Annotated in this window: 13 protein-coding genes, 1 tRNA gene and 1 pseudogene; 2 read left to right on the forward strand and 13 right to left on the reverse strand. The window is 63.2% G+C overall.

Annotated features, from left to right (window positions below):
• Window position 1 precedes the first annotated feature (1 nt).
• From AC15MQ_RS11855 to AC15MQ_RS11915, 13 genes and pseudogenes are all read right to left on the reverse strand, one after another.
• The gene (locus AC15MQ_RS11855; RefSeq protein ID WP_483080229.1) at window positions 2–2,917 is read right to left on the reverse strand and encodes a helicase-related protein; all 2,916 of its coding nucleotides are present in this window, start codon (window positions 2,915–2,917) and stop codon (window positions 2–4) included.
• A gap of 3 nt (window positions 2,918–2,920) precedes the next feature.
• Window positions 2,921–8,242: a DEAD/DEAH box helicase gene (locus AC15MQ_RS11860; protein ID WP_483080230.1), complete on the reverse strand. Its 5,322-nt coding sequence runs from the start codon at window positions 8,240–8,242 to the stop codon at window positions 2,921–2,923.
• A gap of 61 nt (window positions 8,243–8,303) precedes the next feature.
• Entirely contained in the window at window positions 8,304–9,731 is a 1,428-nt protein-coding gene (locus AC15MQ_RS11865) for a nucleotidyl transferase AbiEii/AbiGii toxin family protein (RefSeq protein WP_483080231.1), read from the reverse strand.
• The gene (locus tag AC15MQ_RS11870) at window positions 9,724–10,278 is read right to left on the reverse strand and encodes a type IV toxin-antitoxin system AbiEi family antitoxin domain-containing protein (RefSeq protein ID WP_483080663.1); all 555 of its coding nucleotides are present in this window, start codon (window positions 10,276–10,278) and stop codon (window positions 9,724–9,726) included. Before AC15MQ_RS11870 ends, AC15MQ_RS11865 begins: the two co-directional genes overlap by 8 nt.
• A gap of 75 nt (window positions 10,279–10,353) precedes the next feature.
• Window positions 10,354–10,521, reverse strand: a pseudogene (locus tag AC15MQ_RS11875) (type IV toxin-antitoxin system AbiEi family antitoxin domain-containing protein); the annotation flags it as partial.
• A 754-nt stretch (window positions 10,522–11,275) separates the two neighbouring features.
• Complete coding sequence (ychF, locus tag AC15MQ_RS11880) at window positions 11,276–12,367, reverse strand: redox-regulated ATPase YchF (RefSeq protein WP_287652497.1); 1,092 nt, start codon at window positions 12,365–12,367, stop codon at window positions 11,276–11,278.
• A gap of 16 nt (window positions 12,368–12,383) precedes the next feature.
• Complete coding sequence (gene pth / locus AC15MQ_RS11885) at window positions 12,384–12,953, reverse strand: aminoacyl-tRNA hydrolase (RefSeq protein WP_287652498.1); 570 nt, start codon at window positions 12,951–12,953, stop codon at window positions 12,384–12,386.
• A gap of 161 nt (window positions 12,954–13,114) precedes the next feature.
• Complete coding sequence (locus tag AC15MQ_RS11890) at window positions 13,115–13,723, reverse strand: 50S ribosomal protein L25/general stress protein Ctc (RefSeq protein WP_483080232.1); 609 nt, start codon at window positions 13,721–13,723, stop codon at window positions 13,115–13,117.
• Window positions 13,724–13,803: 80 nt separating this feature from the next.
• Window positions 13,804–14,754, reverse strand: coding sequence for a ribose-phosphate pyrophosphokinase (locus tag AC15MQ_RS11895; protein WP_287652500.1), 951 nt, complete (start codon window positions 14,752–14,754; stop codon window positions 13,804–13,806).
• Window positions 14,755–14,849: 95 nt separating this feature from the next.
• Window positions 14,850–14,926, reverse strand: a tRNA-Gln gene (locus AC15MQ_RS11900).
• A gap of 117 nt (window positions 14,927–15,043) precedes the next feature.
• The gene (ispE, locus tag AC15MQ_RS11905) at window positions 15,044–15,904 is read right to left on the reverse strand and encodes a 4-(cytidine 5'-diphospho)-2-C-methyl-D-erythritol kinase (protein WP_483080233.1); all 861 of its coding nucleotides are present in this window, start codon (window positions 15,902–15,904) and stop codon (window positions 15,044–15,046) included.
• A 5-nt stretch (window positions 15,905–15,909) separates the two neighbouring features.
• Complete coding sequence (lolB, locus tag AC15MQ_RS11910) at window positions 15,910–16,515, reverse strand: lipoprotein insertase outer membrane protein LolB (RefSeq protein ID WP_483080234.1); 606 nt, start codon at window positions 16,513–16,515, stop codon at window positions 15,910–15,912.
• Window positions 16,516–16,532: 17 nt separating this feature from the next.
• Window positions 16,533–18,338 (reverse strand): tetratricopeptide repeat protein, encoded by a 1,806-nt coding sequence (locus tag AC15MQ_RS11915; RefSeq protein WP_483080235.1) that lies wholly within the window; start codon window positions 18,336–18,338, stop codon window positions 16,533–16,535.
• Between the two features lie 43 nt (window positions 18,339–18,381).
• Here AC15MQ_RS11915 and mutM point away from each other — a divergent pair, with 43 nt between their 5' ends.
• Together mutM and AC15MQ_RS11925 are read left to right on the forward strand one after the other, a co-directional pair.
• Window positions 18,382–19,209 (forward strand): bifunctional DNA-formamidopyrimidine glycosylase/DNA-(apurinic or apyrimidinic site) lyase, encoded by an 828-nt coding sequence (gene mutM / locus AC15MQ_RS11920; protein ID WP_332336967.1) that lies wholly within the window; start codon window positions 18,382–18,384, stop codon window positions 19,207–19,209.
• Between the two features lie 75 nt (window positions 19,210–19,284).
• On the forward strand, window positions 19,285–21,240 hold the full coding sequence (locus AC15MQ_RS11925) for a dynamin family protein (RefSeq protein WP_287652505.1): 1,956 nt from the start codon (window positions 19,285–19,287) through the stop codon (window positions 21,238–21,240).
• Window positions 21,241–21,342 lie beyond the last annotated feature (102 nt).

A 21,342-nucleotide genomic window follows, 5' to 3' on the forward strand; every position in this document is an offset into this window, starting at 1 on the left:
CTCAGACCCCCACCGCAGGAACGAGCACATAGATGCCCATCACATCCACTGGCAGGCTCGCGGTGACCTGGTATGAGCCTTTGGCCTCGGCCGCCTCACGCACGCGCCGATGGTCTTGCAGCAAAGCCTGAGCGCGTTCCTTCGCCATCGCCTCCAGTTGCGGCGTCCAAGCGGGGAGCAGGTCGAGCGCTTGCTGCAGGTGGCGATCCCGGATGGGCGGCGGCATGTTCCGAACTGCCTCGGTTCCGAGCAGCGATTGGGCGGCATCGGGTGCCAACACTTCCGGACTCCCCGATCCGGCGATGGTCACGGCAACGGTCTCTTCGCACAGCATCAGGCGCGTCGCGGTGCCGCGGGTCACAGCAAGCTGATGCCGCAGGCGCAAGAGCAGCACTGTCGTTCTGAGGCTGACATTGCCAACGAAGGTGGCACCCGCGCGCGCCACGGCATCGGCGTCGCTGGCGTCGGCGGCCTCATCGAGTGCGCGCTCAAGCAATGTGTCGGCCAGCGCAGCGACGATGGGATGGGTGCGATGGATGAAGAGCGAACCTGCGGCGGGCGGCTGGTGGAAGCTGACGCGCAGCGTGCCGATAAAGCCATCGGCGGCGAGGCGCTCGCGCACCGTCAGCGGGAGGTAGTCGATATTCAGCTTGTGGTGGCCTCCCAAGAAAACGCCGGGCCGCCCCAAGTTTTCTTGACCACCTTGGGGGGCGGGCTGGGCTGAGCCCAGCCCTGCGGGCCGTCGGATATCTTCCAGGGGCACGCCGAGCTTTGCCACCGCCCGAGCGACGAAACGGGCGACATTGTCCTCGCTGCCCAACACGGCAGCCGACTTGCGCCATTCCGGCAAGACGTCTTCGGGCTTCAGGCGGCGCTGGGCAAAGATGGAGCGGTTCCGCGCTGCCTTCTCGCGGGCGCTTTGCCAGGCCGTTTCGATTTCCCTGGCCGGCTCGCCGAAATCGAAGCTGGCCTGCGAAGCCTTGCCGATGTGGTTGGTTTTGCGCAACAGCACGGCGTTGAGCAGCGCCTGCGTGAGCTTGCCTTCATCATCGGGCATGGGCACCAGCACACCCAACTCCTTGCGGATGCTTTCAGCTTTGCGCAGGATGACCTGCAGCACTGCGCCGTCGACCGGGTTGTCTTCGCCGTAGAGCATGGTGCTGCGGACCTCGCGGGCCTTTTGCCCGAAGCGGTCGACGCGGCCCTCCCGCTGTTCGTGACGTGTCGGATTCCAGCTCAGGTCGTAGTGAACGACGGCGGTGAACAGACTCTGGAGGTTGATACCCTCGGACAGGCAATCGGTCGCTACCAGGATGCGCTTGTCGCTGTCCCCCAGATCCTCGACGGCCGCCTCGCGTTCGCCGGGCGTGAATTCGCCGGTGACGGCCTTGATGGTGACGTCCTTGAACTTGGTGCGCAGAAAGTCAGCGAGGTAATGGGCGGTAGCGATGTAGCGGCAGAAGACAACCGGCAGGAACCCCTCTTTGAGCAGGCTTTGGAGATGAGACTGCAGTTTCTCGAGCTTGGGGTCGTTGCCAGGGCCCGCCAGCCGTTCGGCGGCGGCGATGAGTTCTTGCAAACGGGCGGTATCCTCGGTCTGGGCGGCTGGTTCGATGTCGTCGGTGGACAACGCATCCTCGAGGCCGTCGAGCACACGCTCCTCACCTTGCTGGTCGATGTCCTCCAGCGTCAGCTCGCGGTCGTCGCCCGGTGCGATTGCGCCGTTCAAGCGGGTGCGCAGGGCGTTGACGGCAGCGGCTGGCGATGACGAGATGCAGCGCAGAAGCGCCAGGGCCGCCCACCAGTTCATGCGTTGCTCGCGCAAGGCGCGGCCCTCGACCCGCTCCACCAGCTCCCGGGCATAGGTCAGCACGTCGTTGAAGAGTTGGCCCCAGGTTCCCGTGAGCCGGTAGGTGACTTCGGTGGTCTTGCGGTCCGGGAACATCGAGCTGTCCTGCCACTCGGCGAGGTCCGGCCGGCGACGCTGTACAAAGTGACGGGACAACTCGTCGCGCAGGTCGGTCCGGGCGCCGGGGGGCAGATCCTTTAGGGTGGTGAATTCCGACTGAAGCAGCCCCAGCAGGTTGTAGAACGCATGCTCGTCGCCGCTGTGGGGCGTCGCCGTCAGCAGTACCAGGTGACGGTCCTCATTCTCAGCCAGCCCCTTGAGCAGTTGGTAACGCTGCTGGCGCCCGTGACCACCGTGGGTGCAGGTATGTGCCTCGTCGACGATGACGAATTCCGGACAGAAACGCTGGAAGGCTTCGCGACGCTTCTCGGACTTGATGTAGTCGAGGCTGACCACGGTGAACGGGTGGGCATCGAAAAGCGACGTTCCGGGAGGCAAATCCTTCTCCAGCCGGGCGGCGGTTGCCGTGCGGACCACCATCGCATGGATGTGGAAGCGCTCGGCGAGCTCGCGCTGCCACTGCTCGCACAGATGCGGCGGGCACAGCACCGTCATGCGCTGGACTTCCCCCCGGTCCAGCATCTCCCGTGCAATCAGGGCAGCTTCGATGGTCTTGCCGATGCCCACATCGTCGGCAATCAAGAGGCGGACCGTCGCCTGCTTGAGCGCCATCAGCAACGGTACGAGCTGGTAGGCGCGCGGCTCGACCGCGATATTGCCGAAGCTGCGAAACGGTCCGGCCCCATTGCGCAGTTTGAGCTGCAGCGCATCAAGCAGGAGCTGGCTGGCCGCATGATTGCGCGCCTGGTCGACACGCGGCCAAGCAAAAGTGGCGGGTCGAACAGGCTGCCGCTCAAGCGGCAGGTAGATGAGCGATTCGTCCTTCTCGCCACCACCGAGTGGACGCAAGCGCAGGGTGTCCATGTCGGACTCGGGTAGGACAATCCATTCACGGCCACGGGCCGAGACTAGGCTGCCGGGATAGAACTCGGGGGTCGGTGAACTCATCGGTTATTCGTTCTTGCTGGCACCGAACAGGTCGGCGTGGGCGGCAAAGACAGCAGGCCATTCGCTGGTGATCCGCGAAAAGCGAACGACCAGGTAGCCTTGCTCCTCCAGGTGCCGGGTGATGGCATCGTCCTTGGCTTGCTGATCCTCGGCTTCGTGGTGGGGACCGTCGATGAAGACAGCCAGCTGGTATTCGTCGTAGAAGAAGTCTGCGCAGGTCTGCGCCGAGGTGATGGTGTGCTGCCCGCGGTCGGGATTGCGGTGGCCATGCCGCTCGACATAGGTCAGCCAGGCATGCTCCAGCGAACTGCCTGCCGTACGAGCCAACTCGGCGCTGTGTTGCTCGGGCGCCCGCCCGTGCGTACCGAGTTTGGCTTCGGACTGCGTAAGGCGGCACAGCATCTCGAGCACCAACCCACCGGCCTCCTCGTCCTGTCGGTCGATGAGCGGGTGGTCGGGCTGGTTGTAGTAGGAAAGCAGGCATTTGTAGCAGCCCGCCTCGCATATGGGCTGGCCGTCGTCATCCAACTCCTCGTCGAGCGCAGCCTTGACCCACGGCTGTCCTTCGGCCGGGCGTTTGAAGTGCATGATTTCCAGCGCTTCGGCGGCCACGGCCGCCAGTGCCTTGGGCTCGGTTGCGAGGCGGGTCAGGACGCCGGCACCGCCCTCTGCCGCTTCATAAAACAGGATGGATTGCCGGTTGTCTCGCGTCGGCAAGGGCTCGGCCATCAGCTCGCTCTCTTCGAGTTGGTAAACGGACTCGATGCCGCGCTTGAGCGCGAACTGCAGCGTGGCCAACGTGGATGCCGACAGTTCGCCCAGACCGTGGTGAGGTCGGATGATGAGGATGTTGCGGCGATCTTCGACGTAAGGAACGATGCGCTGCGGCGGCGTCTTGTCCGGCGGCGCGTCGTCTCCGCTCTCTTCTCCGGCATCATCGACGCCGCCGACCCAGTGGCCGGTAACCGGGTTCATCATGAACCCCAGCACCTTTTTGTCCTTGCGGCGGCGCCAACCAAAGTTCATGCGCCAGACGGTGGCCGCCGGGCCGTACTGAAGCTCCAGCAGCGGACCCTGGGAATCCAGTACCTCGGTAGTGAGCTTCTGCAACCGCTCGTCCGCCTCGGCGAATTGCAGGGTGGTCTGCATCTCGTAGCCTTGGCGCACCCGCTCTTCCTCGTTGGCGGTGATGCGCTCCGCGCGCTTGGTGGACACGTTCTCGATGCGATAAAGATGCTTGACCTCCTCGGCAGCCGCCAACGAGGCACCACAAGAGAAGCAGCGGTCGGCATCGCGTTGCGAACGGAAGTGACCATAGCCGCAGGACGGACACAGACGTGCCACCTCCGTGGCCAGGCGGGCGCCCTCGGTGACCTGGTCCTGGCTGGTGATGGTGAGTAGCGCTTTGGTGACCCGGTACTGGCTGCCTTCGTGATAGATCAGGCTGTACGGACCGAACTCGCCCAGCGCCAGGAAGCGCGGACGGGAGAGGAAGCTCTCGCGGCCGATGTTGCCTCGGCGCGCGGGGATGTAGGCCAGCAGAGGGAGGCGAGGGAAGTTGTAGCCGGGCAGGAAGCCCTGGCTCGCCAGGTAGCGGTAGGTGTAGAAGTCCGAGTTGAAGGCACTCTCGCCGGCGAGCAGCAGGTCGCGCTGCTTGCGTGCTTCGTTGTGACGCTGCTGCGCCTCTCGACGTTCGCGCTCGCTGGCCGCCGGGTTGTTCTCGATCTTGAAATTCAGCTCGATCTGTCGCGCAGTGGCGCGATACAAATCGCGCCAGCGCTTCAGGGCTTCGTCGAGCTCCTTGTATGCGCACTGGAAAGCGGTCTCCGGCCATGTCTCGGTGAACCAGGGTGCGCGCTGCGGAGTGAGCTCCTCCTTGAGCATATCCAGGACGGCCAGCCCACGCAGATGAGCGCGCTTCTTTGCCCCGGGCTTGTCCAGGTCGGCAGCCAGATCCTCCAGGATGGGCAAGGCATCCGGGTGACTCATGTCGAGCAGGCCACGAATGCTGCTGTCGAGCTTCTTGCCGGTCTCGGCCAACCAAATGGCATGCATATGGCTCTGCACGAGTTCGCGGTTGGCGAGGTCCAGAGTCGGCGGATGGACCTGCCCATGGACCATTCGCACTGGGTCACGGAAGTAGTACTGGTCGTGCGGGCTTTGCGCCGCACAGTAGGTAATCGCCAGCGCCGGCTGACCTGCTCGCCCGGCTCGGCCGCTGCGCTGGGCATAGTTGGCGGGTGTGGGTGGCACGTTGCGCATGTAGACGGTGTTGAGCGACGAGATGTCGACACCCAGTTCCATGGTCGGCGAGCAAAACAGGACGGGCAGCCATTCGAGCTCGCTACCTTTCTTGTCGCGCCACTCCTTGCGGTCCTTGTCGGTGAAGCGGAAACGCGCTTCGCGCTCGAGGCGGTCGTCTTGCTCGACTTGCGCCGTGTGCTCCCTCGCCTCGAAATCGAAGAGCTGGTGCTCGGGCTTGGTAAGCATACCTGTGATGTTTCGGTGCAGGTTGCGGAAAAATCTATTGTCATTCGATTGCTTCGGACTGACGCCGTCACCCGGGGTCCAAAGCAGAGCAGCGCCGTTCAGCTGCCAGCCTGTAACACCCACATCCGTTTCTTCTTGCCGAACGAGGCCGTAGCTCTCGGCTGCCTTCAGCAGTGCATCAATGACTTTCGGGTAGGTGTCGTCCTTGATCTGGCCCACATACGGGTTGCCGCCGCCCCAGGTGCTGGGCTTCTTCAGTTCGCGCCCGATGCGGGAGCGGCTCGATCCAATGACCAGGAAATCGTCGAGGTTGAGCTTCCGACCACGAGGACCCACCTCGTCTTTCGGTCGGCGTGTGACGAACCAGCGCGCTGGAACGGGTCGCTCATCCTCTGTGAATCCCCAGGGTTCACGAAGGTTGGCGTAGCTCTGCGTGCGTAACTGGTCGAGTTCAGTCCGATCGAGGTAGCGGCTGGCAATGCACAAGCCCTGGCGCATGGTCTCGAAAAGAACGCGCAAGACTGCAGCGCGTTCTTGCGCAGTGGCGGCCTGAAGCACCTGAGGCGCATTGGCCCATTCGTCGGCGTCTGCCGCGAGGTCGTCGATATCCTGATAGGCGATTCGGACGAGCCCGAGTTGTTCGAGGTTGGGGTTGTTGAAACGCCAGCCGCGGCGCAGGTCGAAGAAACTCCGATAGCCCAGGATTGCCCGCATGGCATCCTGCACCTGGCGCCGGGTATTGCCCTTGACATCCGGCTGCTGCATATATTCGGCGCGAACCGCCGGGTCATCACGGTCAAAGCCCAGCGCCTCGAACACGGCATTGGCCACCTCCTTCTCCGACAGGGCCTGACCGTTTCCCTTGGTGAAGGCCGCCAGCAGCGCAGCACGCGTTAGCAGGACTTGCACAAAGTCATTGAAATGGCCTGCCTGAAGCGCCGCGTCCTGGCGGTTGTCCGAGAAGCCCAAGACCTTCTTGGCCTCGGCACCGAGGTGTTCGTCCTGCTCGTACAGGTAGCGCAGCGATGCCAAGGTGAGCATCGTAGTTGCCGAGCTCCGACCCTCTCCGGATAGCGACGTCAATCGCAACGAGTCCTTCCCCGAGGTCGCGTGGGTCGTGCCACAGCCGAGGCAGAAGCGGAAGCTCCCCGGAATAAACCAAGCGCGCAGCCCGCCTTCAGATGTCGTGACTCCATCCGGCCGCAGCTTTGCCGCTTGTGGTACGTACTTGCGGTAGCTCGACTTGATGCGCCACTCGCCGTCGGCGCGCTCCTCGACCCAAGTTTCCGGGTAACGGTCAATATCGGCGTCGTTCCAGATCCCCGCGGCGTCCGGCATTAGAAAGCCGAACTTCACTCCATCATCCTCGTGCTGGCGTTCGTCTATGCTTCGTCGCTCGAAGGTGCGCCCTTCCGGCCCGTCGACGTCCCAAACGGGCACGTACTCTTGGCCGCAGTCGCGGCAGAAATGGAGGTTGTAGAGGTGGCGACTCCGGTCGCCGGCTACGAACTGCTGGCCGTCGAGGGTGATGTCGCGTTTCCCAGCGGCCTCGAGGGTTGCATAGACCTTGCCGCCACCAGAGATGAACTGGTGCAGCTTGAATGCGAATAGCGGCTTGCCGGCGTCATCGGTGACACCGTAGGCACGCAGCAGGAACCGCTCCAGATATCCCCGGCATACATCCTCAGGCCGCCCCGATGTCTCGGCCAGGAGAATCGCCGCATGCTTCAGCGTCTTTGGACGCGCCCGCCTCGGCTTGCCACTTTCGTAGTCCAGGCCAAGCGTCAGCTCAACCCAGACCGACACGGGGTGTGTGGCCAACGCGTCGAAGGAGATATACGGTACACCGGCATCGATTGCAGCAGCCAACACGGGAGCAATTGTCTTCAGCGTCTCCGCTGCTGGTGTCACGCGTTGCAGAGTTTCCGTGACGATGTTGTGGCTGGGAATGGCGGTTCCGAAAAGCCGTGTGGCGACTCTGGCTACCGCAGTGTTGCGCTCCATCTCGGTGCCATCGGTCGCCATCGTCGCAGAGGTGCCGATGCACACCAGTTTGTCCCCGAGGGCCTCGCGAACACGGCGAACCAGCAAGGCCACATCGGCCCCTTGCCGCCCGCGATATGTATGCAGTTCGTCCAGAACGAGGAAGCGCAGCCCTTTGGCATTGCGCATCACCGCTTTGTCGATGTCGTTCTGCCGCGTCATGAGCAGTTCAAGCATCATGAAGTTTGTCAGCAGGATATCCGGCGGATTGGCCGCCATTGCTTCGCGTTCTGCCTCATCCTCCTGGCCGGTGTAACGGCCGAAGCTGACCGGTCGCCTGCCGGGCTCGCTGCCGAGGAACTTCTTCAATTCCTCCAACTGGCTGTTCGCCAACGCGTTCATCGGATAGATGACAATGGCACGGGTCCGACGCTCCACGTCGACCTGCTTCGCCTTCAAACAAGCGTCGACGATGGGAATGAAATACGAAAGAGACTTGCCGGAGCCAGTGCCGGTGGTTATCACATAGCTCTCACCCGCTGCGGCGAGGCTGATGGCCTCTTGCTGGTGGGTGTGAAGGGGCAGCGGAACCCCGACGGATGACTCGCTCTTGCCCAGGCGGAAAATCTCCGCGCACGTAGGGTGTAACTGCCCAGCTTTTACGAGTTGTTGAACGGTCCCGCCCGGCTTAAAATTCGGATTGACCTGGATCAGTGGCTCGGGCCAGTACTTCTGCGAGTCGTACGCCTTAGTGACGTACGACTGTATGTCCTCGGCCTTAATGCGCGTGAAACTGCGGGTGAACTCCGAGTACTCGTTGACGATGTGCTGGCGGAAATCGAAGACGTTCAAACCTAGCCTCCTTGCTTCTTGTCGCGCCGTAGGCGCATCGGAGCATGACCTCGTGCGACCTTCATTGGTACTTGGTTTCCACTAGCCAACCCGTCCGTCCTGAACACGGCCAACCCTGCTCGGTCTTGTGCGGCCTAAGCGTCGAGTCGGAGGTCTTGCGCTCGAACTTGCGACCGCACACCCCGCACTGATAGATGAACGTCGGCCCATGCGCTTGGAAGGCAGATGCCCGAGTAGCGGATCGGATTGTCTGCGTGCTGCGAATCCCGCTGCTGCCCCCGCTTCGCGCTGCAGGCGGAATCAGCCCCGTCTCGGTCGGAGTGAGTTCGACGGCGTAACGCGGCGTGAAGGCTTGCGACGTCGCCTGCGCGCTCTCGATGCGGTCGAGTCGGTAGCTGCGCGGCTCGCCGGTATCGGTCTTGACTGCATACAGCAGGATGTCGCCGGCTTGCGTGCGCCGCAGCGAATACGGCTCGATACGGCGGATGCTGCGTTGGTAGCCGAGATCGACGCAGAGATGGTTGGATGCGGCGAAGCGGATAATTTCCAGGTGCGACGATCCGGCCAGGCCCTGGCGCCGCAGAGTTCCGACGGCCGGCCTGAACACCATCTCTTCGGCCGCGATCGGCGCAGTGGCGGGTTCGGCCGAAAGTGCTCCGCCCTGCAGCCAATCGAAGAACTCTGGCAGTGCGGCCCAGTAGCTTTCGAATGGCGGCAGCATTGGCAGTTGATGGCCAAGCATTGCCTGCCAGTCGCCAAGCAGTTCGTCAGTGGCACCGGCCAGGCTCGCGAAGGTCGGCACCTCGATGCGCTTGAAGGCGCACTTGCTTCTCAGGACATCGAGGACGGCATGCGCCGCCGGCCGGAACCCGCCATTCCGGAACAGGTTGATCACGTCGTACAGATCGCGCGGCCGAGTGCGCTCCGCGAGGGCGCGGATTTTCTCGGCGAAGACTTCCTCGTAAGCATAGCAGCGCGCGGTGATGCCGCCCTCGGGCATGTCGCTGTAGAGGTGGCCGACCTGGCGCTCGACTGGTGGTAGAACGAGCACCTCGTCGACCGTCAGGTCCAGCTTGACGCGAGCAGGGTCGCTCGAACGGCGAAGGGGCCCACGATAGTAGATGCGGCCTTCGCAGCTCAGTCCGTTGCGCTTGTTGCGGTAGACGTCAAAACGCAGTCGGTCCACCGGAATCTCAAGGCCCACCTCGTCATACAGAGCTTCGGCGGCCTGCGTGAAAGCGGCTTTGAGGAAGCCGCCGTTCATCTGCGCTTCCGCAGCGATCGTGAAATCCAGGTCTTCCGAGAACCGGTAGGTTTCGAAATAGCACTTCTTCAGGCACGTCCCGCCCTTGAAGGTCCAGGCGCCGGCCAGTTCCTCATTACGGAAGATGCCAGCCAGAAGCCAGCCGAGGACGTAGTCCTTCTCAACGACTTCGGGCGCGAGCGAGAGATCGGTAGCGACTTCGAGGATCTCCGACCGATCAATCATCGGCGGCCTCCTGTTTCCAGCTCTCCGGAACCCACAGCCGCCACCGGCGAATCAGGCGCGGGCAAGGTAGCGCGGGATCGAGTTTCGCGTTGCCCATGGTGAGCCGCTCGGCGCAAGCTGCGATCAGCGCATTCGGCGCGCCGGCACGCTCTGCGAGAAAACCCAGGCGCTTGAACACCGCGCCGTTGCCGATTTGTGCGGCATAGTCGACCAGCGTCTCAGGTGACGCATCGGGTCGCCTCAAATAGCTCTGAAGGCAGTCGGCGATATGGCGGATACCGCCGCCCGATGCCGGGTCGTCGAGCATGTCGATGACGGTCCTGTGGGGGTCGGACACCTGGAGTTTCGTGGTCCCGCGCCAGAGGACGCGCGTGCCGAATAACTTGTCCTCGGCCAAATGCCGGAGGACGAATGTCGTGCCGTGGACGATGTGCGACTTGCGGCGGACGGGCTGGGTAGTGCAGACAAAGACGCTGCGAAACAGCTGTTCGGTCAGGTCCCAGTGATGGGCGGCGCTGGCGCCGCCGACATAGGCGGTGCCGAACAACTCGGGAATCAGTGTCCATGGGTCTTCGACAACCTGATCACCGGGCGTGGAAGCCAGTGGTACGGGGGCGTACAAGCCGCGCTGAACGCGCGTAATCCAGCCCTGCCGCTGCCATCGCGCGAGAATCTTTGCCGTAGCGCTGCGGCTTATCCCGAGAGCCTGCGTGGCATCGTCGACAGTGATCAATGTCCGCCCCCCTCGCAGCACGGCAGACAGACGGCCTCGCCCCTCAGGCTTCAGCACGCTGGAGCCCGAGTTGGTCTACTTGATCTCTTTGAAGTCCCACATCACGGCGTTTCATGGAGTAGCAATGTATCAGAGGGCCGGTACATTGCAAAGCCTATTGTTCGCTCCATGCGGGCATTGAGGAAGTCAGGCTATACCATGGCTGCCAACTGGCTGGGCAAGTGGTCAGCGTCACGCACCAGTCGTCGGCTGTAACCTCATTGCCAGGGTCAGCGCCCCATGGCTTGACCATGGGGCCAGTTCCTTCCCTTCGCACTCACGCGCTGACCCTGGTCAGCCGTGGGCGGGCTGTACGTCGGTACGGCGCCACGGCCTGCGTGAACAGCGTTGCGCTTCTGTCGCGGAACGAGTGTTGCCAGTCAAGCCGGCGATGGGGAACGAGTTCGCGGTGTCGCTAGGGAACCGGTCCGGAGGACACGCCACCGGGGTGGCCTCGGGTTCCTAGAGAATCTGGTTCGCTACGGCAAACGCCGCATTGCGCAAGACGCATGCTGGCTGGCAATCGCTATTACTCACCCCTGCGCGGCCTTCGCATGGCGATGGTGCAAACTCTGGCCTGGCATCGGCGCATGGAACCCGCCGATGCACGAGCACCCACGTTTCACCGAATCAAAGAAAGGAAAACCCGGTATGGACAAGCAACGCAGCAGTTTCTGGACCGTACCCACTAACAACCCCGTAAACAGAGGGATTTACGGGGCTTCCCGCTTCTCAGGGTGCAATGGGATGCCTTGATCCCACTGTACGGGCTCTAGACGTTGAACAGGAAGTTCAGCACGTCGCCGTCCTTGACGACGTATTCCTTGCCTTCGGCGCGCATTTTCCCGGCCTCCCGGGCTCCCTGCTCGCCCTTGCAGGCCAGGAAGTCGGCGAGCGCGATGGTCTGTGCACGAATGAAACCTCTTTCGAAGTCGGTGTGGATGACGCCTGCGGCCTGCGGCGCGGTATCGCCGACGTGAATGGTCCACGCCCGGACTTCCTTGACGCCGGCGGTGAAATAGGTCTGCAGGCCGAGTAGCTGGTAGGCGGCACGAATCAGGCGATTCAGTCCGGGTTCTTCGAGTCCGAGGTCGGCGAGGAAGACGGCCTTGTCCTCGTCGTCGAGATCGGCGAGCTCGGCCTCGATCTTGGCGCACAGGGCGACCACCGGCGCCCCTTCGGTGGCCGCATGCTGGCGCAGGCGGTCGAGGTGCGGATTGTTCTGCATCCCGTCTTCGAGGACGTTGCCGACGTACATCGTCGGCTTGATGGTCAGCAGGCAAAGGGGCTTGAGCAGGGCCCTTTCTTCGGTGGACATCGACAGCGTGCGCGCGGGTCTGCCGTCGTTGAGATGGGGCAGCAGACGCTCGAGAACGCCGACCGTCTTCTGGGCATCCTTGTCACCCGCCCTGGCCTTTTTGCTTTCGCGATTGAGCGTGCGCTCGACGGCGGCCAGATCGGCGAGCGCCAGTTCGGTGAGGATCGTTTCGATGTCGGCCAGCGGGTCGACGCGTCCGGAGACATGGACGACGTTTTCGTCCTCGAAGCAGCGCACGACACTGACAATGGCATCGGTTTCGCGGATATTGGCCAGGAACTGGTTACCCAGGCCTTCGCCTTTCGAGGCCCCGGCGACCAGGCCGGCGATATCGACGAACTCGACGATCGCCGGCTGGATGCGTTGCGGCTTGACGATCACGGCAAGCTGCTGGAGGCGCGGATCCGGCACCTCGACAATGCCGACATTCGGCTCGATGGTGCAGAAGGGGTAGTTTTCGGCCGCGATTCCAGCTTTGGTCAGGGCATTGAAGAGGGTCGACTTGCCGACATTCGGCAGCCCGACGATACCGCATTGGAGGCTCATGCGCAGATTCCCATACTCAAACAGTTTTTAGGTGCAATTGCCGTTGTGCGGCAGCGTAATCGCCGGCGGCGAGCAAGGGCCAGGCCAGCAGACAGCGATCGATGGCGCCATCCAGCAGTTCCTGCTCTTCACGTCTCGGTGCCTTGAGGACGTAGTTGACGACTTCGGCACGCTCGCCGGGATGGCCGATCCCCAGCCGCAGCCGCCAGAAGTCTGCCGTACCGAGGCGGGCCTGGATGTCCTTCAAGCCGTTGTGCCCGCCGTTGCCGCCACCCTGCTTGAGCCGGATGCTGCCCGGCGGCAGGTCGAGGTCGTCATGCACCACCAGTGTCTCGTGGTCGGCGATCTTGTAGAAACGGGCGAGTGCGGCCACCGCCTGCCCGGACAGGTTCATGTAGGTCATCGGTTGTAACAGCCACAGCTCACCGACCCGGGCGACCCGACCGAGAAACTTGCCCTGCGGCAGCAGCGGTGCCTGCAGGCGCCGCGCGAGCTGGTCGGTGAACCAGAAACCGACGTTGTGACGGTTGTCGGCGTAGTCGCTGCCGGGGTTGCCGAGACCGACGATCAGGCGGGGTGATGACATGAGCTCGATGACAGGTTCACAAGAACAAGCCGCCGTGGGCAACGGGTGCCCAACGGCGGCCTGGAATGGCGTGCGGGCTGGCCCTGGCAGTCGCCTCGGCTACCGCAGGACGGGCGGTGAGGCTTGCGATGCGGGCACGGTCATTGCCGAAATGGCAGCGCTCAGCTCGCGGCGGTTTCGCCCTCGGCGGCGTCGGTGCCGGAACCTGCCTTCTTGGCGGGAATCGAGACCACCACGTAATCCTCGCCGTGCACCACCGGCGCGACACCTGGCGGAAAAACCAGCTCGGAAGCGTGGATCGAGTGGCCGGCTTCGAGGTCCTTGAGGTCGACTTCGATATAGGACGGCAGGTCCTGCGGCAGGCAGCTCACCTCGACGTCGTTGTGCACATGCGCGACGTTGCCGCCGCTGATCTTGACGCCCGGCGCGATGTCGGCGTTGATGAAGTGCAGCGGTACGCGTTGATGGATGGCATGAACCGCGTCGACACGCTGGAAGTCGATGTGCAGGACCAGCGGCTTCCACGGGTGTCTCTGCGTGTCACGCAGCACGACGCTTTCGATCGCACCCTCGATGTTCAGCGTCAGGACGGAAGCATGGAACGCTTCCTTGCGGAGGTTCAGCAGGATTTCGTTGTGATCGATATCGATCAACTGCGGTGCAGCCGATCCGCCGTAAACGATGGCCGGCACTCTTTTTTCGCGGCGCAGGCGGCGGCTCGCTCCGGACCCCTGCAAAGTGCGCTTGCGCGCTTCAATCTGAAACTTCATGGACAGCTCCTGGGTTGACACAAACCCCGCCCGCGACCAGGCGGGGGGTTGAAAAAGAGATTGCCGAGGCGGGCGGCGTCTTACTCGATGAAGAGTGAGGACACCGAATCCTCGTTGCTGATCCGGCGGATCGTTTCGGCCATTACCTCGGCCACCGACAATTGGCGAATGCGCGGCGACTTTTGCGCATCCTCGCGTAGCGGAATGGTGTCGGTGACGACCAGTTCATCGAGATCGGAGGCATTGATCCGCTCGACGGCATTGCCCGAAAGCACCGGGTGTACGCAATAGGAGAGGACCTGCTGCGCGCCATGTTCCTTGAGTGCCGTTGCGGCCTTGCACAGCGTTCCGGCGGTGTCCACCATGTCGTCCATGATCACGCAGGTTCGCCCCTCGACCTCGCCGATGATGTTCATCACCTCGGAAACGTTGGCTTTTGGACGACGTTTGTCGATGATCGCCAGGTCGCATTCGAGGCGCTTGGCCAGCGCCCGCGCCCGGACGACGCCGCCGACGTCAGGCGAAACGACCATCAGGTGGTCGAAGTTGCGCTTCCAGACGTCGCCGAGCATGATCGGCAGGGAATAGATATTGTCCACCGGGATGTTGAAGAAACCCTGGATTTGCTCGGTGTGCAGGTCCATGGTCAGCACCCGGTGGACTCCCGATGCCGTCAGCAGATCGGCAACCAGCTTGGCAGCGATCGGCACGCGCGCCGATCGCACGCGGCGATCCTGACGGGCATAGCCGAAATAGGGAATGGCGGCGGTGATCCGGGCCGCCGAGGCGCGCTTGAGCGCGTCGGCCATCACCAACAGTTCCATCAGGTTCTCGTTGGTCGGCGCACAGGTCGATTGCAGGATGAACACGTCCATGCCGCGTACGTGTTCCTGAATCTCGACGCTGATCTCGCCGTCAGAGAATCGGCCGACCTGCGCTCGCCCGAGCGAGATGTTGAGCCGCTTGACGACGTCGGCAGCCAGGGCAGGGTTGGCATTGCCGGTAAATACCATCAGGCTGTCATAGGCCATGGTGCGCTTCCCGTGGCGGCTGGAGAATCAGCGCCGTATAAAGCAAGACGGGCAGGTCAGAGGACGCCTGCCCGCTTTGACAGAAATGGAATGGCTGGCTGGGGAAGAAGGATTCGAACCTTCGAATGCCGGAATCAAAATCCGGTGCCTTAACCAACTTGGCGACTCCCCAGCTGTCGCTCGCATCGCCTTGATAGCGAACGAGGCGCGCATTATACCGGGGATTTTTCAGGAAAAGAAGCTCCAGTGCCGTTTGCGGTGAACAAATCCGGCGATGCCGTCGGCGCAGTCAGTTCGAGAGGCAGAGCAGGGGATGCTCCGCCAGGCCGGCGGCCGCCCAGCCACGTACGCCCTTGGGTAACTGCCGCAGCGCTGCCTCGGCTTGACGGCGGTTGGCAAACTCGGCGAAAACACAAGCTCCTGACCCGCTCATCCGGGCCGGCGAAAGCGCCGACAGGCAGGCCAGATGTTCGGCAACGGTCGGAAAGCGGGCGCAGGCCACAGTTTCGAGGTCGTTGCCACCAAAACCCGGGCGCCAATCGCGGGGCGCGATCGGGAGCGAATCGCGCTTGAGTTCGCGGGCACCAAAGATTGCTGCCGTCGGGATCTGTACGGGTGGCTCAAGGACGACATACCAGCACGGCGGCAGTTCGACAGCCTGCAGTGTTTCGCCGATGCCCTCGGCAAAAGCGTTGTGCCCGAAGAGGAAGACCGGCACATCGGCACCCAGGGCGAGGCCGATCTCCTGCAGGCGCGAACGGGGCAAAGCAAGGCGCCAGAGATGGTTGAGGGCCAGCAATACCGTCGCCGCATCCGAACTGCCGCCTCCGAGGCCGCCTCCGAGCGGCAGGTGTTTTTCGATGCGGATGTCCACGCCGGCGCGACAACCCGTCGCCGTCTGCAACAGGCTGGCGGCGCGAACCGTCAGATCGTCTTCGGCCGGAACCCCCGGCAGCGGCGTGGCCAGGCGAACCGCGCCGTCCGCGCGCGGTGCAAAGTACAGGCTGTCGCCATGTCCGAGAAAGCGAAAGACGGTCTGCAGCAGGTGGTAGCCATCGGCGCGCCTGCCAACGACATGCAGAAACAGATTGAGCTTGGCCGGCGCCGGATACGCGCTCTGCCAGCCCCAGGTCTGACTGGTGGTATTCATCGGGCTCAGTTCGCGGGGGAAAGGGTGCTCCACTCGTCGATGCGCAGACGCAACTCGAAGCCGCCCTCGCGCTCGACGAACAGACGACCGGGCAGGGCCTGTGGGTCGTCGCTGTCGTACTCGTAGTCGATGCGCCAGGCTTCGTCGAGCAGGCGCAGCGGACGCCCATGCCCGTCCAGCGTCATCCTGCCGCCACCCGGATTGTTGCCGCGTAGCCAGTCCACCAGCCTGCTCAGGGGCAAGGGATAGCCGAGTACCGACTGCAGCAGTTCGTCGGCGTTCGCCGCCGCATAGGTCCTGCCATCGCCGGCGATCAGACGCGCGCCACTGGCGTCGCTGACCATCTCGGCCATGCCCTGCCCCAGCGGTGACGACAGGAGCAGTTCATTGCGGCTATCGTCATGGCGCCAGTTCAGCCTTCCGACATGGCTCTGGCCGTCCTGGCGCAGTGCGAAACGCCCGCTCAGCGCAAAATCATGCAAGCCGGCGCGCGTCATGGGCAGCGCGCCGCCGGCCGGCGGCGGCAGGGCCGTGCAGGCGCTCAGCCCAAGCGCGCCGAGCAGGCGCGCGAGCGAGCGACCCCCACTGAACAGGTACAGGCAGGTGCCCAATACGGCGTGCCTTGTGCTCAGGGGGCAAACCGCCTGACGGCTTCGGTCAGGACCTCGTTGGCGGGATTCTTCTGCTGCGCCTCGCGCAAGCTGCGTTGCGCTTCATCCTTGCGGCCAAGCATCCACAATACCTCACCGAGGTGTGCCGCAATTTCCGGGTCGGGGCGCAGGCCGTGCGCGCGCTGCAGGAGGCTCAGCGCACCTTCGAGATCTCCCTGTCGATAGAGGACCCAGGCCATGCTGTCGAGGATGAAGGGGTCGTTCGGAGCGAGTTGCAGCGCTTTCTCGATCAGTTGCCGGGCCTCGGGGAGGCGCATGTTGCGATCGGCGTAAGAGTAGCCGAGCGCGTTGTAGGCCTGTGCATTCTCCGGTTGCAATTCGATCAGCTTGCGCAGTCGGCTTTCCAGCAACTCCACGCGTCCGAGCTTTTCGGCCAGCAGGGCCGACTCATAGAGCAGGTCGGGCTGCTCGGGTTGCTTGCTCAGCGCGCGTTCAAGCAAATCGAGAGCGGCCTCGGTCTGCCTGGCGTCGCGCAGCAAGGCAGCTTCGGCGATCAGGAACTGGACGCCCTGTTTCGGGTCCAGTTCGGCGGCTTCGTGCAGTTGCCTGCGGGCTGCCTCAGGCTGGCCCGCCTTGCTCAGGAGATTTGCGCTGCGAATCTGTGCCGGCAGATAGTGCTCGCCTGTACCGACCTGCCGATAATAGGTCAGAGCCTCGTCGCTGCGCTTGCCTTCTTCCGCAAGCTGGCCAAGATAGTAATAGGGCGCACTCTTGTTCGGAATGTCGAGCGTGATCAGGTGCTTGAGTTGTGCTTCGGCGAGCACCGTGTCGTTCTCCTGGAGGGCGAGGATGGCCACCGGGAAGACGACGTCCGGGTTGTTCGGGTAGGTGAGCAACAACTGTTCGAAGAGACGCCTGGCTTCGGCATACCGTTTTTCGCCGACCAGCGCACGCGCCAGATGCAGCTGTACCTCGCGCGCATTGGGATTGCGGTCGGCAAAGCGCTGCAGCGAGGCGATGGCTTCGGCGGAAGACTTCGGGGCCAGGATCTGCGCCTGCAGCAGGGCGGCCGCTTCCCAGTCCGGGCGCAATTCGAGGGCCTGCCGAACTTCGGCGAGTGCGCGCTCGGATTCCGCAGCCGAAGTGGCGGCGACGGCAACCGCATAGTGTGCTTCGGCGAGGCCGAAGAAGGGCGCGCAGACCTTGCTGATCAACTGCAGAACCGCGCGACGATCCGGGCTGCGGGCGAACATTCGGTTGAGCCCCAGAAGGTTGGCGGGCAGCGACTCCCGGTCCGCCTCAAGCATGCGAATCAATCGTGGAGCAAGGCCATCGAGCTGGTTGGACATGATCAGTACGCCGACCATGACCTGTTGCGCGCGCTTCGAATCCGGTTGAACCTGAACCCACAAATTCGCCATGTCGAGCACTACGTCCATGCGCCGCGCGTAGCCGGCGACCTCGACGGCCCGCTCGATCACTCCCGGATCGCGAGTGCGCACCGCCAGGTCGGCGTAGGCCTGGCTGGCGAACTCGTTGCGGCCACGCTGCAGCGCAACTTCGGCGAGCAACACCTGATACACCACCTGTCCGCTGAGTTCCTTGTAGTCCTTCTCGTCGGCGCGTGGTGCGGCGACCGGGTCCGGCGTGCTGCGCTTGCTTTCCCGCGGCGCAGCCTGCTGTGGCTTGCCGTTGCCGGCGGCCAGTGCCGGCATGCCGAAGGCCAGCGCCAACGCTGCGCAGAGGAGAATGTTCTTGATCGGTTTCATGGTTTCCTTGCCTGCTGCAGAACGTTGCAGGAACTGACGGGGAGATTGCGTCATAATTGTTTTTCACGCATGTTATGGACTTTTCGCGGTAGCAGCAATGCCAGAACTTCCCGAAGTCGAAGTGAGCCGGCAAGGATTGCTTCCTTACCTGTCGGAGCAACGCATCGTCGGCGCCGTGGTGCGCACGCCGAGGCTGCGTCACGAGATTCCAGCCGGTCTCGATGCGCGGCTTGCCGGTCTGCGGGTAGACGCGATCCTGCGCCGCGGCAAATATCTGCTGCTGGACTGTCAAAGCACCTGCGGCGGCGGCTGGCTGCTCCTCCACCTCGGCATGTCCGGTAGTCTGCGGCTGGTGCCGCCGGATACGCCCGCCCAGAAGCACGATCATGTCGACCTGCTGTTCAAGCACACCGTTCTGCGTTTTCGCGACTCACGTCGCTTCGGAGCGCTGCTCTGGCACGAAGGCATCGGCGTCGAAAGTCATCCGGTGCTGGCCGATCTGGGCATCGAGCCGTTGTCCGAGGACTTCGACGGGAACTGGCTGTACGCGGCGGCACACCGCCGCCGCATGCCGATCAAACCGCTGCTGATGGACAGCCGCCTGGTGGTGGGCATCGGCAACATCTATGCCGCCGAAAGTCTCCACCACGCCGGCATTTCGCCGCAGCGTAGTGCCGATCGGATCAGCCTCCGGCGCTACCTGGTGCTCGCCGATGCCATCCGTTCGACCCTCGCCGCATCGATCGCTGCCGGTGGCAGCAGTGTGCGTGACTACGTGCATAGCGACGGGGGGGCAGGCTGCTTCCAGCTTTCCTGCGCGGTCTACGGCCGGGCCGGTGAAGCCTGTCCGACTTGCGCCGCGCCGGTGCGCGTGATTCGCCAGGCGGGGCGATCGACTTTCTACTGCCCCCGCTGCCAGCGCTGAGGATCAGGTCCATGTCGCTGATTGGAAGAATCTTTGTGATAGAGTGAAAACCTGTACCTTGTGCCGGAACCTGCCATGACGCTTGCCCAACATTTTGCCGCCTACAGCGAATGGCGTGCTCAGCTCTCCGGGGTGCTTGACAATTTTGCCGCCTGGCTCGTCGAGAACGAGTTGAGCGACGCCCAGACCGACCGGCGCATCACTCAACTGCTCGAGAAACTGCGCGAAGATCGCCTGCATGTGGCCTTCGTCGCCGAGTTTTCACGCGGCAAGTCCGAGTTGATCAATGCCATATTTTTCGCCGGTTACGGCAACCGGATCCTGCCCTCGACCGCGGGGCGCACGACGATGTGCCCGACCGAGCTGATGTTCGATCGGACCAAGGCGCCGTCGATCGAACTGCTGCCGATCGGCAGCCGCGAATCCAACGCCAGTATCAGCGAGTACAAACGCTTTCCCGAGGAATGGGAGGTTGTGCCGCTCGCCACGGGCTCGGCCGAGTCCATGCAGGAAACGCTTCGACACGTCAGTGACGTCATTCGCGTCGACCCAGCGACGGCCGAGAAGCTGGGTTTTGCGATTGCTGATGGCGATAACGCGTTGTTTCGCGTAGACGCCGACGGGTGCGTCGAGATTCCGCGCTGGCGTCATGCGGTCATCAACTTCCCGCATCCGCTTTTGCAGCAGGGACTGGTCATACTCGATACGCCCGGTCTGAACGCGATTGGCACGGAACCCGAACTGACCTTGTCGCTGCTTCCGAACGCGCATGCCGTACTCTTCATTCTGGCCGCCGACACGGGTGTCACGCAGTCCGACCTGACCGTCTGGCGCGAACACATCGGCAACACCGGTGGCCGCAGGAAGGGGCGTATCGTCGTGCTCAACAAGATCGACAGCCTGTGGGACGAACTCAAATCGGCAGAGGAAATCGACGCCGAGATTACCCGGCAGGTCGATACCTGCGCCTGGACGCTGGCACTGCCGGAAGACCAGGTGTTCCCGGTTTCGGCCCAGAAGGCGCTGGTTGCCAAGATCAACGGCGATGCCGAACTGCTGAAACGCAGCCGCCTGTCGGAACTTGAGTTCGCGCTCTCCGAAGAACTGATCCCGGCCAAACAGGAAATCGTTCGTGACAATACCGACGCCGAGTTTGCCGATTGCTACCAGCGCGCGCGCAGCCTGCTTGAGTCGCGCCTGGTCAATCTGCGCGAACAGGTGACCGAACTCACCGAGCTGCGCGGCAAGAACAAGGGCGTCGTCGAGTACATGATGGGCAAGGTGCGGGTTGAAAAGGAGGAGTTCGAATCCGGCCTGCAGCGCTACTACGCCGTGCGCAGTGTTTTCTCGCAGTTGACGAACAACCTCTTTGCTCACCTCGGGCTCGATTCGCTGCGTCTGCTGACGACGACGACGCGTGAGGCGATGGTCAACGCCACCTTCTCGAAGACCTTGTCGGGGGCGATGGCGCATTTCTTTGACGTCGCGCGTGGCAACCTCGCGAGATCCGAGGGTGAAGTAACCGAAATCCTGGCCATGATGGAAGCCATCTACAAGAAGTTCGCGGTTGAGCATGGCCTCAAGCTCGGATCGCCGATCGGTTTTTCGCTGTTGCGTTACGAGAAGGAAATCGACCGTCTCGAGCAATGGTGCGATACCCACATCAACACCATGTTCCAGTTGCTGACACACGAAAAGAGCCAGTTGACGCAGCGCTTCTTCGAGGAAGTGACGGTGCAGGTGCGCAAGAGCTTCGAACACGCCAACCGTGACGCCGAATCGTGGCTGAAGGCGATCATGGCACCGATGGAAATTCAGATCCGCGAGCACCAGATCCAGCTCAAACGGCGGCTGGAAAGCATCAAGCGCATCCACCAGGCGACCGACACGCTGGAAGAACGCATCGAGGAACTCGCCCATGTCGAGGAGCGGCTGGTCCTGCAGGTGGGAGCGCTCGCCCAGATCGGCCGGAGTCTGCGCGATATCCTGCAGCAGACGGTAAGCAGCGAAGGCGCGCTGAGTGCCGCCTGAGGTGAGGTCAGCCGAGGGGCCACGACCCCCGGCGTGGGCGGCTGTGGATTCCAGCCCGAAGGTCTGTTTGACCAGCATTGACCCGGATCCTGCCACCAGGAT

Source organism: Candidatus Accumulibacter propinquus, assembly GCF_056856495.1.

Coding starts and splice junctions, on each gene's coding strand:
- AC15MQ_RS11855 (WP_483080229.1), bottom strand. CDS start 2,917: ATGAGTTCACCGACCCCCGAGTTCTATCCCGGCAGCCTAGTCTCGGCC.
- AC15MQ_RS11865 (WP_483080231.1), bottom strand. CDS start 9,731: ATGATTGATCGGTCGGAGATCCTCGAAGTCGCTACCGATCTCTCGCTC.
- ychF (WP_287652497.1), bottom strand. CDS start 12,367: ATGAGCCTCCAATGCGGTATCGTCGGGCTGCCGAATGTCGGCAAGTCG.
- pth (WP_287652498.1), bottom strand. CDS start 12,953: ATGTCATCACCCCGCCTGATCGTCGGTCTCGGCAACCCCGGCAGCGAC.
- AC15MQ_RS11890 (WP_483080232.1), bottom strand. CDS start 13,723: ATGAAGTTTCAGATTGAAGCGCGCAAGCGCACTTTGCAGGGGTCCGGA.
- AC15MQ_RS11895 (WP_287652500.1), bottom strand. CDS start 14,754: ATGGCCTATGACAGCCTGATGGTATTTACCGGCAATGCCAACCCTGCC.
- ispE (WP_483080233.1), bottom strand. CDS start 15,904: ATGAATACCACCAGTCAGACCTGGGGCTGGCAGAGCGCGTATCCGGCG.
- AC15MQ_RS11915 (WP_483080235.1), bottom strand. CDS start 18,338: ATGACGCAATCTCCCCGTCAGTTCCTGCAACGTTCTGCAGCAGGCAAG.
- mutM (WP_332336967.1), top strand. CDS start 18,382: ATGCCAGAACTTCCCGAAGTCGAAGTGAGCCGGCAAGGATTGCTTCCT.
- AC15MQ_RS11925 (WP_287652505.1), top strand. CDS start 19,285: ATGACGCTTGCCCAACATTTTGCCGCCTACAGCGAATGGCGTGCTCAG.